Source organism: Pseudoalteromonas sp. MMG033, assembly GCF_057197785.1.
The window spans coordinates 846082-860929 of sequence record NZ_CM170070.1; the positions used below are offsets into that span (position 1 = coordinate 846082).

A 14848-nucleotide genomic window follows, 5' to 3' on the forward strand; every position below is an offset into this window, starting at 1 on the left:
CTTGTGACGTAGCGGGTTTAGGTCGAAGCGTTTATTACTATAAATGCAAGCGACCATCGGATGATGAGGTGATTGATGCTTTGTTAGCGCTTGTTGAGTGGCACCCTAGGTGGGGCATGCCAAAGCTGTTTAAACGACTTAGGCATCAAGGCAAAGTATGGAATAAAAAACGCGTTGAGCGAGTGTATAACATGCTTAAACTTAACCTTAGACGAAAAGGGAAACGCCATGTACCAATACGCACACCAAAGCCGTTAAACGCACCGAGCAAACATAATGATTCGTGATCTATGGGTTTTATGAGCGATGCGCTTAATTACGGACATCGTTTTAGAACACTGAATGTGCGGGGTGATTACAACCGCCAAGCATTAGCGATCGAGGTCGATACAAGCCTGGCAGCTGAACGCGTTATTCGAGTGTTGGAGCGGATCATTGCATGGCGCGGAAAACCAAAACAAATTCAAGTGATTAATGGTCCTGAATTTACATCGAGTGCTCTGGAAAATTGGGCTAATGAAAAATGCATAAAACTTGAGTTTATTAAACCAGGTAGTCCATATCAGAACGGTTTTGTTGAGCGATTTAATCGCAGCTATCGAGAAGAAGTATTGGATTTATATCTGTTTGAATCACTTCAGCAAGTTCGTGACATTACAGATGAATGGTTAGATATTTATAATTATGAACGGCCTCACGACGTGCTAGGAGATCAAACTCCAATGAGCTATCTTAAGGCAGCATAATTCTACTAATGAACTGTACTAAAGCTGGGGTAGTTACACAATGAGCTATCTTGAGGCAGCATAATTCTACTAATGGGCTGTACTAAAGCTGGGGGCTCTTATATAAGGTTTTTATGGATATGATACGAGCTTAAATTATAAAGCCTACTTCGGTACTGGAATATATCGAAGTAGGCATGAAGGAAGGCAATTATTTATAGGTTAAATACGCTTCTCGCAACCTCGATAAGTTACTATTAATATAATGAACGGAACTTCGGCCTCTATTAAAGAACGTTTCGTTTAAACTAACAGGTACTCTAGGCTGATATGCTTGTTGATATACTAAGTGATTAGAGGACTCTCCAATACGAGTTCCAATCTGATGTCGCCAAGCGCTAGTGCCTTTAACCTGCCCATATCGGGTTACATTCATGCTCTTACGTTTAGACAATGGAATGTTAATTGCAACACCAGCTACTTTTGCATTTGTATTTTCGCCAAACAATGCGACATAACTATCACCGAACCAAAACCTCGTTTCTAACTTAACTCCACTGTCTTTGCGCCAAAACTTACCTCCAGTGACATGAAAGCTCACATCCTTATCAGCCCAATAATATTGATAATCTACCGTATGGTAATCCCTATCAGCATCGTGATCTTGATATTCAAAATACCCATAAGTGTTTGTAAACTTATGGCTTCCATCTGCACTTACCCACGCCGTTTCATTGATAATGCCATTATATTTATGAAACTCTCTAAAAAAGCCGACTTTAGTTTGATTATAAAATCCCCATGGAAGCTGATATGTCTGGTAGAAGAAAGCGCTTCTTACACCATTATCTTCAGACAAATCATCAAAGATCCGCTTTTCTTTAAAATCATCACTCTCAGATACGAGCGTTTGTGCTGAAAGGTTAAATCCAGCACCTTTCCAAAGAGGTAAATTTACATCAGCCTTTAATGCTAAAGAATAGTCCAACACCCCAAACTCTGTAGCATGCGTTGAATTAACTTCTGGGCTAATTGTAACTCTTGGCTTAAACCATCGCTCATTCGCATTTTCTAGGCCAATCCATGAAATACCTGCGACATTACGCATGGCTCCCATTTTAATGTGGATATTAGGCTCAACATTGTCATTCAAAAAGCGCTCATAATCAGCCACATCACCTGATAGTGCGACCATAGGGATACTGTGGTTTTGCAACTCAAGCATAAACTTTGCAGATGTGCCCGAGAATACTTCCGCAATACGTCCGACAGCCAGACCCAATGCATCAATTTCATTATGATTAAAAGTTGCATTTTCAAGTGTTACAATAATTAATGGATTTAAAGTAAAGCCAACTCTCACAGACTCAAATCCATCATCAATGAGTTTATTTCTCAGCTTACGAGCCAACTTATTTAATTCTTTTTTCTCCAGAACATGCTCGTTATTATTATGATTATCCACTATAGATGAACTCTTAATATCGAGCGTCTTACTTTCTATATATTCCGATTGTCTATGTTCTATTTTCGCAGAGCTCTGTGAACCCAAAGGTGAAGACAAATTTGGTTGTGGCGCTGCCTCAACATTCGATTTAGATGTGCGAGCTAACTTAGAGAATGGGGCTTTGAAATTTATTCCCCAGTAAATATCATCTTCATCAAAATCTGTATTAGAGTAAAACCTGCTCGTCAAAGAAAGCTCACCTAAGTCAAAAAGCCACTCTTTAGGTATAACAACCCTCGCAGCACTATTAATGGCCTCAGCGTCATACTCTACTTGGAATGCAAGCCAATCCAAAGGCATCCACTCGATACCACCAAACGGGCCATTCATCATGCCTGTTTCATGTTTACTCTGAGAGGCCCCCAGTGAAAACCGAAAGCTGCGCCATTCTTTCGAAGCAACAACAAAATGTGTTTCATAGTTGTTGGCAGCTCCGCCTATATCCTTCGAACCAACGCTCAAGCTAAACCAATCTTTGGGTATAATTGGCAACTGATACTTTACATTGAAAGATAAATCTCTTGTTTGACGCTCTCCCTCCCTTGCTGTCTGAAAGGTATTATCATGCATGGTGCTAGATGCAATTTGGCCACTAACCTCTAACCCATCAAATATACCTGCTGAAAAGATAAAGTTATGACCATCAACATAGCTTTGAGTAGAATGATCAAGCATATTATTATACCCGATATCCCACATACCAGATTCAAGCACCTCAGCATTTGTTGTATTTACTAGCCCTGTAAAGCCGGTAAAAGAGCGATATGTACCGATTTCATCATTAGAAAAGCTAGATGTGGATGCAATGGTCAAACCAAACATTAAAGGAGGAAAAAATTTAGACATTGTCTAGGATCCGATAGGTTATTATTTTTTATCATTCAACGAAAATAAATGAATACAAAGCCCTATAAACTCTTATAGGACAATACAAACTAAATACGTGTAACATAAAGTACTTGAAATAAATGCCGCCTAAATGACAACCTTCAAAAGCAATTAAGAAAAACTTTCATTGTCTAGTAAGGGAGTCTATTTAAAGCTGACTATTTTATCATCATCAAAGGTCGTTACTTCTTTTTTTGCATTCCAAACCAAATCACATATACCATCTGTTGGATTAAATCCGGTAGGTGCGTCCAAAAGCAACTGGCGTATTTTCTCATGCTCAAAATTGTGACATGCAATGTCCAATGATTCTAAGAAAACAATGAGTTCGTGTAGAGGCAACATGGTCTCTTTTGCAGTCATTATACGAGCGTGACTAGTTTGACCTACATTATCACCAATCAGTAACTCTTCATATAGTTTCTCACCGGGACGAAGGCCCGTACACTGAATTTGTATATCTCCATGAGGGTTTGAATCGCTTTTAATCTCTAACCCTGATAAGTGGATCATTTTGGTTGCTAAATCCATAATCTTTATGGATTCCCCCATATCAAGCACAAATACATCACCACCTTTCCCCATAGCCCCCGCTTGTATTACTAGCTGTGCGGCTTCGGGAATTGTCATGAAGAAACGTGTAATCTCGGGGTGAGTAAGAGTAATAGGGCCACCTTCTTTAATTTGTCGGCGAAACAACGGCACCACAGAACCAGATGAGCCAAGCACGTTGCCAAACCTTACCATACAAAAGCGAGTTTTATGCTTTCCGTTATCTTTATCTTGCGCTAAGCCTTGTAAGCAAAGTTCAGCCATTCGCTTAGTTGTTCCCATCACATTAGTTGGTCTTACCGCCTTGTCAGTACTGACAAGTACAAAAGTCTCTACTTTTGCGTTAATGGCAGCTTTGGCTGAATAGTAAGTACCGAATACATTGTTACGAACACCTTCAACAACGTTATGTTCAACGAGGGGGACATGTTTGTAGGCAGCAGCGTGATAAACTGTTTGAACACCAAATGCTATCATGCACGTTTCAAGTCTATTGATATGCTGAACAGAACCAATAATTGGGATCAACTCAATGCCCAAACCTTTAGACTGGATGACTTCGCTTAACTCTTTTTCTATTGAATAAAGCGCAAACTCAGTTAGCTCAAACAAGACAAGTTTTTTTGGCGCTTGTTTGATAATTTGACGACATAGTTCAGAGCCAATAGAGCCACCAGCCCCCGTGACCATGACCGACTTACCTTTGATATTTGCGTCTAAAAGCTCTTGTCTAGGGGTTACAGGATCACGCCCAAGCAAATCTTCAATTTCCACATCCTTTATTTCATCTAAAGTTGCTCTACCTTCTACAACATCAGCCATACCGGGAATGGTCATCACTTCAACAGGTAAATTTTCTAACTGAGAGAGGATCTCTTTTCGACGAGCTCTGCTTTCACTCGGCATTGCTAGTAATATTTTCCGAACTTTCTTCCGTTCGATTAGACTCAATAAGTTACTGAAAGCAACAACAGGAATACCTTGTAAAATAGCGTCTTGCTTTGATGTATCATCGTCGATAAATGCGCTTACATAATATTCATCACCTGCGGCGATAGCTGGGGCTAATTGCCTCCCTGCAGAACCGGCACCATATATTGCAACAGGCACTTTATTAATTGTCGCAAGGCGCCCTACCATAGCTCTTACCATTATTCGGGAGCCACCTACAGAAAGTATCAACAGCCATGCATAAATAACAGGCATGGTTCGAGGAATGGTAACATGGGTAAAAAAGGAAGCCATTACAAGCACAATTGTACTCACAATCGTACCAACCACGATTGCCCCTACAGCATGCGCACCAACATACCTTAAAACTGCTCGATACAACCCTAAATTTACGAATGCAAACAAACTCACGGGTAATATCAGCGCCAGTAAAAACCAGTTTTTGACTTCAAAAAATGGCGATAAGCTGTCTAGCCTGACTATAAGTGCTAACCAAAACGCACTAAAGATAAAAATTGAGTCTATTAGTAAAGTATATATGCGTTTCGTAGAGCGAGATGCATTTAATAATGAACGGAAAAAACTATCCACTGTAAATCCTTGAGCTAAAGTTCACTTTCACGATTGAATGACTTTTAAGTAGAGTAAATATACACAAGCTTGTAACAGATGTCATATTTGAATCAATAAATCCAATCAAAACCCCTTAAAGCTATCAATAACACTGGCATTTTAGTACAACATCAGGCACAAAGTTAACTTCGATGTGCCCAACAATCAACTAAGCCGGCGCTTTTATTAAGCTTGTGCTTTGGAGAAGACTTCAGAAATTACGGATGACATTTTATCCACCTCGTCCTGGGTCAAGGTTGGGTGAACTAAAAACATGACAGACGTCTCGCCTAACAAAACTGCGTTTTCCAAGCGTTTCTCAGGACGCCACTCAGTGCCATCGAACGCTTTTTCTAGATAGACTTCTGAACAAGAACCTTGAAAACACGGCACGCCTTTGTCAACAATTTCGTTTACAATACGGTCTCGTGTCCAACCATCTTTAAGCTTATCCTGATTAATAAACATATAGTGTTTATATTCTGCGTGTACAATATATTCTGGCACCTCTACCAAACGGATCAGCTCAAACTCTTTTGCAGTGTTATCTAAGGCTTGAGCATTTTTTTGCCTTTTAGAAGTCCAACTTTTCATTCGGTTTAACTGAATGCGACCAATAGCTGCTTGCATTTCGGTCATACGCCAATTTGTACCAAAGCTTTCATGCAACCAGCGAAATCCAGGGGGATGCTCACGATTATAAATTGCATCAAAACTCTTGCCATGATCTTTGTAGCTCCACATCTTTGACCATAACTCTTTTGAGTTAGTAGTCACCATGCCGCCCTCACCACCAGTTGTCATGATTTTATCTTGGCAAAAGCTCCAAGCACCAACATGACCGATAGAGCCAACAGAGCGGCCTTTATATTTTGCACCGTGGGCTTGAGCACAATCTTCAATCACATAAAAGCCGTGTTCCTCACTCAATGCCATAATATCGTCCATTTCAGCAGGCATTCCAGCCAAGTGGACAACAATCACAGCTTTAGTTTTTGGTGTTAACACAGCCTTAATTGATTCTGCTGTTATAGCTTGGCTATTCAAGTCAACATCTGCAAACACCGGGGCAGCCCCCGCAGTTACAATGCTACTTGCCGAGGCCAAAAATGTACGAGGCGTAGTGATAACTTCATCACCGTTACCTACATCAAGCGCCTTCAAAGCAATATCCAGCGCAAGTGTACCATTGGCTAACGCGACGGCATATTCGCTGTCAGCCCAAGTCGCAAATTCTTTTTCAAACTCGCGACCTTCTGTACCAGTCCAATAATTTACTTTATTTGATAATACAACACGACTTACAGCATCAGCTTCTTGCTGAGTAAAACTAGGCCATGGAGAAAAAGGAGTGTTTAACATTTCTTAACTAAATCCATCTTTATGTGACTAACTATCTTCAATTGTCACTTTTAACTATCATTGCAGGTGCGCCAAAAGCAGTAACATTCGCAGGTAAGCTTTTTACCACAACACTACCTGCACCAATTAAGGTGTGATCACCCACAGTTATTAACTGTATGACTTGACTACCAATGCCCACCCAACAACATTCACCAATGTGTACAGCACCTGCAAGTGCAGTATTGGGACAAATATGGGAGTATTGTCCCACTTTAGTATCGTGTTCGACAACTGACGCCGTATTAATTATGCAACCTTTACCTATTTCCGCAAAGGCATTAATGACTGCTCCAGCAAATACCACAGAACCCGAATTAACTTTTGCAAACTCACTAACAACAGCAGATGGATGAATTAATTTTGCAAAAGTAAATCGATGCTGTTCAAGCTGCAAAGATTTTTCTTTACGTATATCGTTGTTGCCTATAGCAACTATAACTTCAAGAGTGGAGACGTCACTCTCTAATAAGTCATCAAAAGTTCCACTTATTGACCAGTGCTCAAGCGTTGACTTTGCAGGGTAAGCATCATCATAAAATCGAACTGCATAACCCAATTTTTCAGCCAAATCAGCAACAACTTTACCATGACCACTAGCACCTAAGATCGCAAGCGATTTGATAGACTTAGTCATTACCGCTGCCTTTAAAAGGCTCAATAGTTACGTGGCCGTCAGCACTAATACCTTCTCGGACAAACACTTTCTTTACTGTTAGAAATAATATTTTTATATCCAAAAGAAAGCTTTGATTATCGACATACCAAACGTCCAATTTGAACTTTTCTTCCCAACTAATTGCATTACGGCCATTAACCTGAGCCCACCCTGTTATACCAGGACGGACATTGTGCCTTCTAGCCTGCTCTTTGCTATATAGAGGTAGATACTGCACGAGTAAAGGTCTTGGACCGACCAAGCTCATATCACCCTTTAAAACATTAAATAGGCCCGGTAATTCATCGAGACTGGTCGAGCGTAAAAAAGCACCAAATTTAGTCATCCTCTGCTCATCTGGCAATAAATTACCTTCTTTATCTTTACCATCGAGCATGGTTCTAAACTTCATCATCTTGAAAACTTTACCATTCAAACCTGGCCGCTCTTGGGTAAATAATATTGGAGAGCCGAGTTTTTTTAAAATAAGCAAACTCACAACTGCAATCACTGGGAATAATAATACAATTGCTATAAGCGAGACCAGTAAATCAAAAAAACGTTTAATCATACATATATTCCAACAACCGTTTATTTACGCGGTTAACGTCAAATCTTTCTTCAGCAAGTTTTCTACTCATGCGACCGTGTTCCTCTATAAGGCTTGGTTCTTTTAGATACATTTCCATTTTAGAGGCTAGATCAGAGCTATCGTATTTATTAACCAAAAAGCCGTTAACACCTTCTTGTACAGTATCTCTACAACCCGTGTTATCTGTTGTAATAACTGCACGGCCAACCGCCATGGCTTCCTGAGTACTTCGAGGTACACCTTCTCTATAATATGAAGGCAAAACAAAAACAGAGGATTCCTCTATGTAATCGACCACATTGCTAACATGTCCATAATGCTTGATAAACCCTTGATTTATGTAATCATTTAACTCTTCTTGGGTTATTCCTGTGGAACTCGATTTATCTAAAGCTCCAATGAGTACAAATTCAGCGTTGGGATGCTTTTTACTTACCCGTTTAGCAGCTTCAAGAAAATATCGAACCCCCTTCTCCTTTAACAACCTGCCAACAAACAAAAAGCTAACTCTTTCTGTCTGTATTGTCGGTTTATAAGAAAACTCATCCAAATCCACACCAATACCGCCTAAAAGCTTAATTTTATTATTTGGAGCGTACTTAGATAGTTGTAGAAGATCATCATTGTTCAACACAATTACAGAATCAATTAGCCTTGATACAACCCCAATCCCCAAAGATAAGACCTTCATTAAAACTCGTTGTTTAAGTGTTAAACCACTTGGCGGGATTGTAAATGTTTGACCTAACCCTTCTATCATGCCTACTCGTCTGGGCACTTTTGCGATCTTCGCTGCAATACCACCAAATAAGACAGGTTTCAAAAAGTAGCCGAAAAATATATCCGGATTTACTTCTGATAACTTATCCCTTAGCTCTTTAATTTCAGACAATAAAAGAAGTGGCCCCTTACCGCTTCTGCTAATATTATAATCTACGGGTGTAACACCTAACTGTAAAAGGTGTTCTTTCTGTTCATCATTAAAGTCAATTGCAAATGCAAATACTTCATGCCCCTGCTTTATAAGTAGATTTATATATGGCATACGAAACCCAAAAATTGAGCTTGCCACTGTACCCACTATAGCTATTTTCATTTTGGCCCTTCAACATTTAATTTTTCGTTATTAATGCAACACAGAGAAATAAAAAGAAGTGGTAATAATACACGTAACATCTCTGTCGATGGCAACGACATCTGGCAACAAATAAATATCAGTATATATATATCAATCATGAGGTTGCTTCTAACATTTGCTTTCTTATGGAGAGTCGTATACCTCTGATACATCACATATAGAGTCAATGACAAGATTATAAATAGAAAGAACACATTAAAATCAACCCAAATCTCTAGAAAGAAGTTATGAGGAAATGGCTTTCCAGTGAGATATGTATATTTACCTATATGAAACCCTCCAAGCGGGGACTCACTTACTATTTTAAATGCTTCTTGATACATATTGATTCTTGAAGAGCTACTGTCACTATGATTCTCTCTAATGCTAAGAATAAAAAGAGCAGAAAGACTACCGAGAACTGAGATGATAGAAAGCATTACAACCTTACCACTTCGGGCTAATTGCAAGAAAAATATAACAAACAGGGCGAGCAAAGGTCCTCTTGAGCCACTATATAAAATTGCAGCAATAAAAAACACAATAAAACAAACTAATGGGATTTTTTTCAAATCGCTAACTGATCTAAAGTGATAAGTACAAATCAAGACAGAAATAGCCGCTATTATTGCTATACTAATAGGAGAGTTACCCATAGCCATTCTAGTATTCAAATGAATAAGCTCTAAAAGCCGGCTATCAGTAGTAATAAGAGAAAAAAAGAAACATGCGAATAAAAATAACGTTACCACTAAAGATTTTGAAAAAATAGGTGGTATATTATTCTGTAAAAAAGGCAGACATAGAGCAAGGCCAATTAAAACGCTTATAAATCCATTAGTTAGATCTGAATCAATATTAATAAAGAAGGTAACATTAAGCAGACAAAAGAATATAAGATACTTAAGGTTAACTGGCCTTCTACATTGGAGAGCAAAAATAAAGATAGCAAGTAAAGAAGACAGAACATATACAAAGCCTAAGTTCAAGCCTACTGATTCTTGCAAATATTGGTTCACAAATGGAGTAGAAATAGAAATGGCTAAAGCCACCCCAAACAATGCCCAGACTATCTGCATAAAATAGCCTTAAAAAACTCAAGCCGTTGACTTTCGACTGTAGAAGGATCTACTTGATCAAATACCACTTGTTTATTGATGTTCTTATCTTTCCAGTAAGAGAAGAAAGATCTTATCTTCATTACATTCTCGTCAGTAATATTATCCTCTGTGTTATCTATAACACAAAGCATATCACCTGAAATAGAAGTCTCTTTATAAGCTAATATCACTGGTAAGTTATTAGATAAATACTCGCCAATTTTTATAGCTGACGTTGAGTGCATATTTTTTCTATGTAATGCCAACGGGCCTATTGCATAATCAGCTTCAGAAAGCTCTAAACGCAATCTTTCTCCTGTCAGATATCCTTTAAATTTGACATTATCCGGTATATCAGTAAGGCTGCCTTTCTCCCAGCCCACAATAGAAAACTCATAATCAGATAATTCTTTTGCCAAAAGCAAAATTTTATCAACCCCTTGCCAAGGTTGGTTAGGGGATGACATAAACAAAACTTTATTTGACCTTGGTGTTTTCTCAGGCAGACAATCCGGAACCGGATAAGAGTTAGTCAATGCTTTAAATTTAATATTATCCGCGTAACTACCTTCTAACTCACTAGTTACACTAACCACCCCATCAGCATTCTTAAAAAAGCGAGAACGTAAATACCTCAACAACTCACTGAATACTTTTTGCTTACTTTGCAATTCGACTAGGTCATTATTATTCACCTCAACAACCGAGGTAGTCGACTTTAATACCTTCCCAATTGATGGAAACCATAATACCTGCCTAACATAGACAATATCAGGAGAGAAAGAGCGCAAGCCTTTTAAGGCACGTAAAGTGCCAAAAATTCGAAACAGAAACTTAAATAAATAGATATCTGAAAATCTGCTAAAAACAGAAGGTGGCTCAATTACAATGGCATTGCCAGGCAATTTATTGACGTTTTTTTGGCTAGTTATATAGAAAACAACCGTTTCATGTCCTTGATTATTCCAAAACTCTACTTGTCTATTTATCTTTTTTAAAACGCCCGATTCAACACCCAGCTCAAGACATACATAATAAGCAATTTTCATTATCCGCCCTATCCTTCTAACAGTATATTAACTTCCAAAGATGCTCTTTCATTCCAAGAAGCAAAGCTAGTCTTCGAAAATGAACGAGAACGGGTTGAGATATCATTTAAAAATTGTGGATTAGCCAATGCCTCATCCAAGCGCTCAGCTATATGGGTAACATCGTAATTATCGATACCTATATAAGCGTCTTCATCAACAAAATTCAAAGAACCATTAATATTGTAAGATAAGATAGGTACACCAATTTGTAATGATTCTATAAATACATTTCCAAAATTAGAAGTGTCATATAAGCTAAATGTTAAAGAGCTACTAGCCAGTAGATTTGCAGCATCTTCTTTTGCTAAGGGACCTAAAACTTCAACTTCATTCTCCAAACCAAGCTTAGTAATAAGCCCTAAAAGCTCATTGTAATACTCCTGATCATAAATAGGCCCCGCGATCTTAAGTTTGTAATTGTCCTTAGCAAACTTACTTCTTGAGAAGGCTTCAATAGCTAAATGCTGCTGCTTCCACCGGTCGATACGGGCTACATAAGAGATTATGCGTTCAGGATTATGAACCAACTCAACTTTATTAACGCCATTAACTAAAAAATGTAAGTTATCCACATGACCATGGATCTTTTTATAAACCCTATCACCATGTGTCCCATCATTAGTTACAATTAGATTCTTGTGAGGCAATTTAAAAAGCAAGAATGCTAATGGGTATCTTAAAAACATTTTAAAATTAGATAAATGCATAAGATCTACCAAGAAAGTGCCATATACCCTACGGGTGTTTGCAATCCCAGTAAGCTTTGAAATAAAACCACAAATAGATCCAATTGCGCCATGTCCGTATAATGACACCTTCTCACTACCAAGTTTTTTCATTACTTTTGACTGTTCAAAAATAAGTTTTGTCAATTTTCGCAAGAGGCTTAACTTAGAATTGTAGCGATATACAATAAAGTTAACTTTATTCAAGTTCGAGTTTGCAAATTGTTCGATACCGTCCTTGTCACCAACTCCTACAAAATGGCAGTCAATTTCACTGATTCTAGGATCTGCATTCATCGCAACTAAAGTATTATAGAATGCAGGCATCCCAGCAGGCTTACTCGAATTATTCAGAACAACTGGGTGCATTCCTGTCCAAAAATCACTAATTATGACTACTTTCACTTATCTGCCTTTTAGAAGATTGTTTACACGAATAGCTGTCTTTTCGACCGCCTGAAAGAAGCCATTATTATCAATACAAGGGTAATCCATATAAGTCTTTGTATTTTCGTTCATCATTTTTTCAAATTCCTCATCAGAGAAATTTAGCTTCTTTTTAAAGTATAATAGGTCTCTTTTTTCCATCTCTAGGTCTGGATAAGGGTTTTCTTCGAGACGTTTTAAAGCATCCTCTCTATCCATCATACCCGCACATATCAAGTTCGAATAATGTGCTTTTCTTTTATCTAAATTAAACTTTTTAGGTTGGATATAGGCTTGAGTAAATCGCGTGTAAATAGATTCATAGTGCTTACCTCCATAATAAACCCAGCCTAACTCATTCTGTATGCACTCCATAGCCTCGTCTTTATTGAAGTCTACATAATCAAGAATATTGACAACTTTGACTTTATCTAGCCCCTTCCACTTGAGCATTTCAAAAAGAGAAAAGCCTGGGAAATGCTTAAGTTTCTTTCCAGTAAACTGCTTATAAACCGATTTAATTAAATGAAAATCCATCTGTCCGCGAAACTCAGACCAGCTCCGAGGCATTATTTTTTCCATTCTGTAGTTAGAACCGTTAATAATATACTTAACGTTGTTTTTAAGAGCGGAGCGATAGAGTAAAGCTGTGATAGCATGATCTGTTGGAATTTCCATACCAGGTATAGAAGCCTTTAAAAACGCAATTTGCAACTCTTTGAATTCTTTCCAATTCAATACATGAGTGTATAAAGGTATGCCTAGTTTATCTAAAGTTTTCTTTACATTATCAACAGCTAATTCAGAGTTCCAACCGTTATCTAAATGGACTGCTAAAGGTCTTAATCCATACTGCTTTACTAAATAGGCAACATATGTACTGTCAACACCACCACTGACACCGATAATGCAATCATACTTCTTTCCTTTGCCATCTCTCTTGATTACGTCCAAAACAGGTTCTAAATCAGAAAAGCTGTATGTCGCTTTTGTCTCATCGACTTTATAACCGCTACAAAAGTTACATGTTCCATCTTCATTAGCAACAAATTCAGCCGCTGTGCTATCCATTACGCAGCTCTTACAAACCACAATTTTTTCTGTCATCTTTTATTCCAAAATATCTTTTTCGTTTGGCTTAAGATAGTTAATCATAACTGACCGACTCTTATCTTGATAAACGAATTTACTACCTACACCACAAGCTTTGGCATTTGCATTTTCTTTCACAGCTAATATATCTTTAAAACAGCCAACCCCACCAATAGGAATAATATTCGCCTTAAAGCCTTTAAGCTGTTTTAAAAAGTCAATATCCATTCCTTGCATCATGCCGTCATGACTTACAGAGTTAAGAACGATTTCTGCTACGCCAATATTTGATGCAAGTTCAATTAACTCTTCAACAGTGTATTTTGATAGTGTTTTCTTTTGTTTATGTGAATATACTTTTCTTTTCCCAAAAAGAGAGTATTTGTAGTCTATTGAAACAACAACACTTTGCACACCAAAGACCGAGGCAATCTCTTTAATAAACTCGGGCCTAGCTAAGAACTCACTATTAATGATTACCTTCTCAATACCCAGAGAAAATAACTTCTTTGCATGCTCAAAGTTAGTAATGCCTCCACCATATGCTACAGGCATGAATGCTTCAGAAGCTAATTGTTCAATCAATGCAAAATCGGGTTCTGTTTTATTTTTAGATGCACCAATATCCAGAATAACAAGCTCATCGACTTCCTTTTCATTAAATATTTTCATTGCATTGATTGGATCACCTATATACTGACCTTTTTTAAACTTTACGGTCTTTACTAGCTCGCCATCATCTACAAGAAGGACAGGAATAGTTCTGAAAAATGGGGTGCTCATAACGTTAAGAAACCTTTAAAAACGCTCATGCCAAATTTATGGCTCTTCTCAGGGTGAAACTGAAAGCCATATAAATTATCATTTTGAACTGCACTCACAAATTCAGTATTACCATATTGACTACTCATGAACACATCATCTTTATTTTTACACTCCATGTAATAGCTATGCACAAAATAATACCTTTGCTCCTTATCAATACTATCATTGAAAAAAGCGTCTGCTTTTTTAGAGTTCATGGTAACTGTGCTCCAGCCCATGTGAGGTACAATTACATCTTGTTCTGGGAACTTTTTTGTCTCTGAGTCGATAAGCCCTAAACCAGGTAAAGTACCTTCTTCAGATGATAAGCCCAATAATTGCATTCCCAAGCAAATTCCCATCAACGGCATGCCGTTATTATGAGCTTCTTTTATTGGTAAAAACATGTCAGCTTTGTGAAGACTTTCTATACCTTTATCAAAGCTTCCAACTCCGGGCAAAATAAGCTTTTTGACCTTATTTAAATCTGATTTAGTACGTAATAGCTCAACGTCAAAGCCAAGATAATTGACCATATTAACAACAGAGTTAATATTACCTAAACCTACATCAATTACCCCAATGGTATCTTTCATTTCTCTACACC

At 37.9% G+C, this 14848-nt stretch carries 12 protein-coding genes and 1 pseudogene; 1 reads left to right on the forward strand and 12 read right to left on the reverse strand.

Going from position 1 to position 14848, the window contains the following annotated elements:
- Window positions 1-68 precede the first annotated feature (68 nt).
- Window positions 69-746: pseudogene (locus AC2CZC_RS04050) on the forward strand (IS3 family transposase).
- A gap of 190 nt (window positions 747-936) precedes the next feature.
- Here the strand turns inward: AC2CZC_RS04050 and AC2CZC_RS04055 are convergent.
- The 12 genes from AC2CZC_RS04055 to hisH all read right to left on the reverse strand — a co-directional run bounded on the left by AC2CZC_RS04055 (window position 937) and on the right by hisH (window position 14837).
- Window positions 937-3078 (reverse strand): YjbH domain-containing protein, encoded by a 2142-nt coding sequence (locus tag AC2CZC_RS04055; RefSeq protein ID WP_484583913.1) that lies wholly within the window; start codon window positions 3076-3078, stop codon window positions 937-939.
- Between the two features lie 186 nt (window positions 3079-3264).
- Window positions 3265-5214 (reverse strand): polysaccharide biosynthesis protein, encoded by a 1950-nt coding sequence (locus tag AC2CZC_RS04060; RefSeq protein WP_484583914.1) that lies wholly within the window; start codon window positions 5212-5214, stop codon window positions 3265-3267.
- A gap of 207 nt (window positions 5215-5421) precedes the next feature.
- Entirely contained in the window at window positions 5422-6597 is a 1176-nt protein-coding gene (locus tag AC2CZC_RS04065; RefSeq protein WP_484583915.1) for a DegT/DnrJ/EryC1/StrS family aminotransferase, read from the reverse strand.
- 37 nt (window positions 6598-6634) lie between these two features.
- Window positions 6635-7273, reverse strand: coding sequence for an acetyltransferase (locus tag AC2CZC_RS04070; protein ID WP_484583916.1), 639 nt, complete (start codon window positions 7271-7273; stop codon window positions 6635-6637).
- Window positions 7266-7865, reverse strand: coding sequence for a sugar transferase (locus AC2CZC_RS04075; protein WP_484583917.1), 600 nt, complete (start codon window positions 7863-7865; stop codon window positions 7266-7268). The genes AC2CZC_RS04070 and AC2CZC_RS04075 overlap by 8 nt, the downstream gene beginning before the upstream one ends.
- The gene (locus AC2CZC_RS04080; RefSeq protein ID WP_484583918.1) at window positions 7858-8982 is read right to left on the reverse strand and encodes a glycosyltransferase family 4 protein; all 1125 of its coding nucleotides are present in this window, start codon (window positions 8980-8982) and stop codon (window positions 7858-7860) included. The genes AC2CZC_RS04075 and AC2CZC_RS04080 overlap by 8 nt, the downstream gene beginning before the upstream one ends.
- Entirely contained in the window at window positions 8979-10082 is a 1104-nt protein-coding gene (locus AC2CZC_RS04085) for an O-antigen ligase family protein (RefSeq protein ID WP_484583919.1), read from the reverse strand. The genes AC2CZC_RS04080 and AC2CZC_RS04085 overlap by 4 nt, the downstream gene beginning before the upstream one ends.
- Window positions 10073-11152 (reverse strand): glycosyltransferase family protein, encoded by a 1080-nt coding sequence (locus tag AC2CZC_RS04090; protein WP_484583920.1) that lies wholly within the window; start codon window positions 11150-11152, stop codon window positions 10073-10075. The genes AC2CZC_RS04085 and AC2CZC_RS04090 overlap by 10 nt, the downstream gene beginning before the upstream one ends.
- Before the next feature lie 8 nt (window positions 11153-11160).
- Window positions 11161-12324: a glycosyltransferase gene (locus AC2CZC_RS04095; RefSeq protein ID WP_484583921.1), complete on the reverse strand. Its 1164-nt coding sequence runs from the start codon at window positions 12322-12324 to the stop codon at window positions 11161-11163.
- Window positions 12325-13452, reverse strand: a complete 1128-nt coding sequence (locus AC2CZC_RS04100) for an N-acetyl sugar amidotransferase (RefSeq protein ID WP_484583922.1) — start codon at window positions 13450-13452, stop codon at window positions 12325-12327. It lies immediately after the preceding gene.
- Between the two features lie 3 nt (window positions 13453-13455).
- Window positions 13456-14220 carry a HisA/HisF-related TIM barrel protein gene (locus tag AC2CZC_RS04105; RefSeq protein ID WP_484583923.1) on the reverse strand — a complete coding sequence of 255 codons (765 nt, stop codon included), beginning with the start codon at window positions 14218-14220 and terminating at the stop codon, window positions 13456-13458.
- Window positions 14217-14837: an imidazole glycerol phosphate synthase subunit HisH gene (gene hisH, locus AC2CZC_RS04110; RefSeq protein WP_484583924.1), complete on the reverse strand. Its 621-nt coding sequence runs from the start codon at window positions 14835-14837 to the stop codon at window positions 14217-14219. The genes AC2CZC_RS04105 and hisH overlap by 4 nt, the downstream gene beginning before the upstream one ends.
- Window positions 14838-14848: the final 11 nt, after the last annotated feature.

Coding starts and splice junctions, on each gene's coding strand:
- AC2CZC_RS04055 (WP_484583913.1), bottom strand. CDS start 3,078: ATGTCTAAATTTTTTCCTCCTTTAATGTTTGGTTTGACCATTGCATCC.
- AC2CZC_RS04065 (WP_484583915.1), bottom strand. CDS start 6,597: ATGTTAAACACTCCTTTTTCTCCATGGCCTAGTTTTACTCAGCAAGAA.
- AC2CZC_RS04070 (WP_484583916.1), bottom strand. CDS start 7,273: ATGACTAAGTCTATCAAATCGCTTGCGATCTTAGGTGCTAGTGGTCAT.
- AC2CZC_RS04075 (WP_484583917.1), bottom strand. CDS start 7,865: ATGATTAAACGTTTTTTTGATTTACTGGTCTCGCTTATAGCAATTGTA.
- AC2CZC_RS04080 (WP_484583918.1), bottom strand. CDS start 8,982: ATGAAAATAGCTATAGTGGGTACAGTGGCAAGCTCAATTTTTGGGTTT.
- AC2CZC_RS04085 (WP_484583919.1), bottom strand. CDS start 10,082: ATGCAGATAGTCTGGGCATTGTTTGGGGTGGCTTTAGCCATTTCTATT.
- AC2CZC_RS04090 (WP_484583920.1), bottom strand. CDS start 11,152: ATGAAAATTGCTTATTATGTATGTCTTGAGCTGGGTGTTGAATCGGGC.
- AC2CZC_RS04100 (WP_484583922.1), bottom strand. CDS start 13,452: ATGACAGAAAAAATTGTGGTTTGTAAGAGCTGCGTAATGGATAGCACA.
- AC2CZC_RS04105 (WP_484583923.1), bottom strand. CDS start 14,220: ATGAGCACCCCATTTTTCAGAACTATTCCTGTCCTTCTTGTAGATGAT.
- hisH (WP_484583924.1), bottom strand. CDS start 14,837: ATGAAAGATACCATTGGGGTAATTGATGTAGGTTTAGGTAATATTAAC.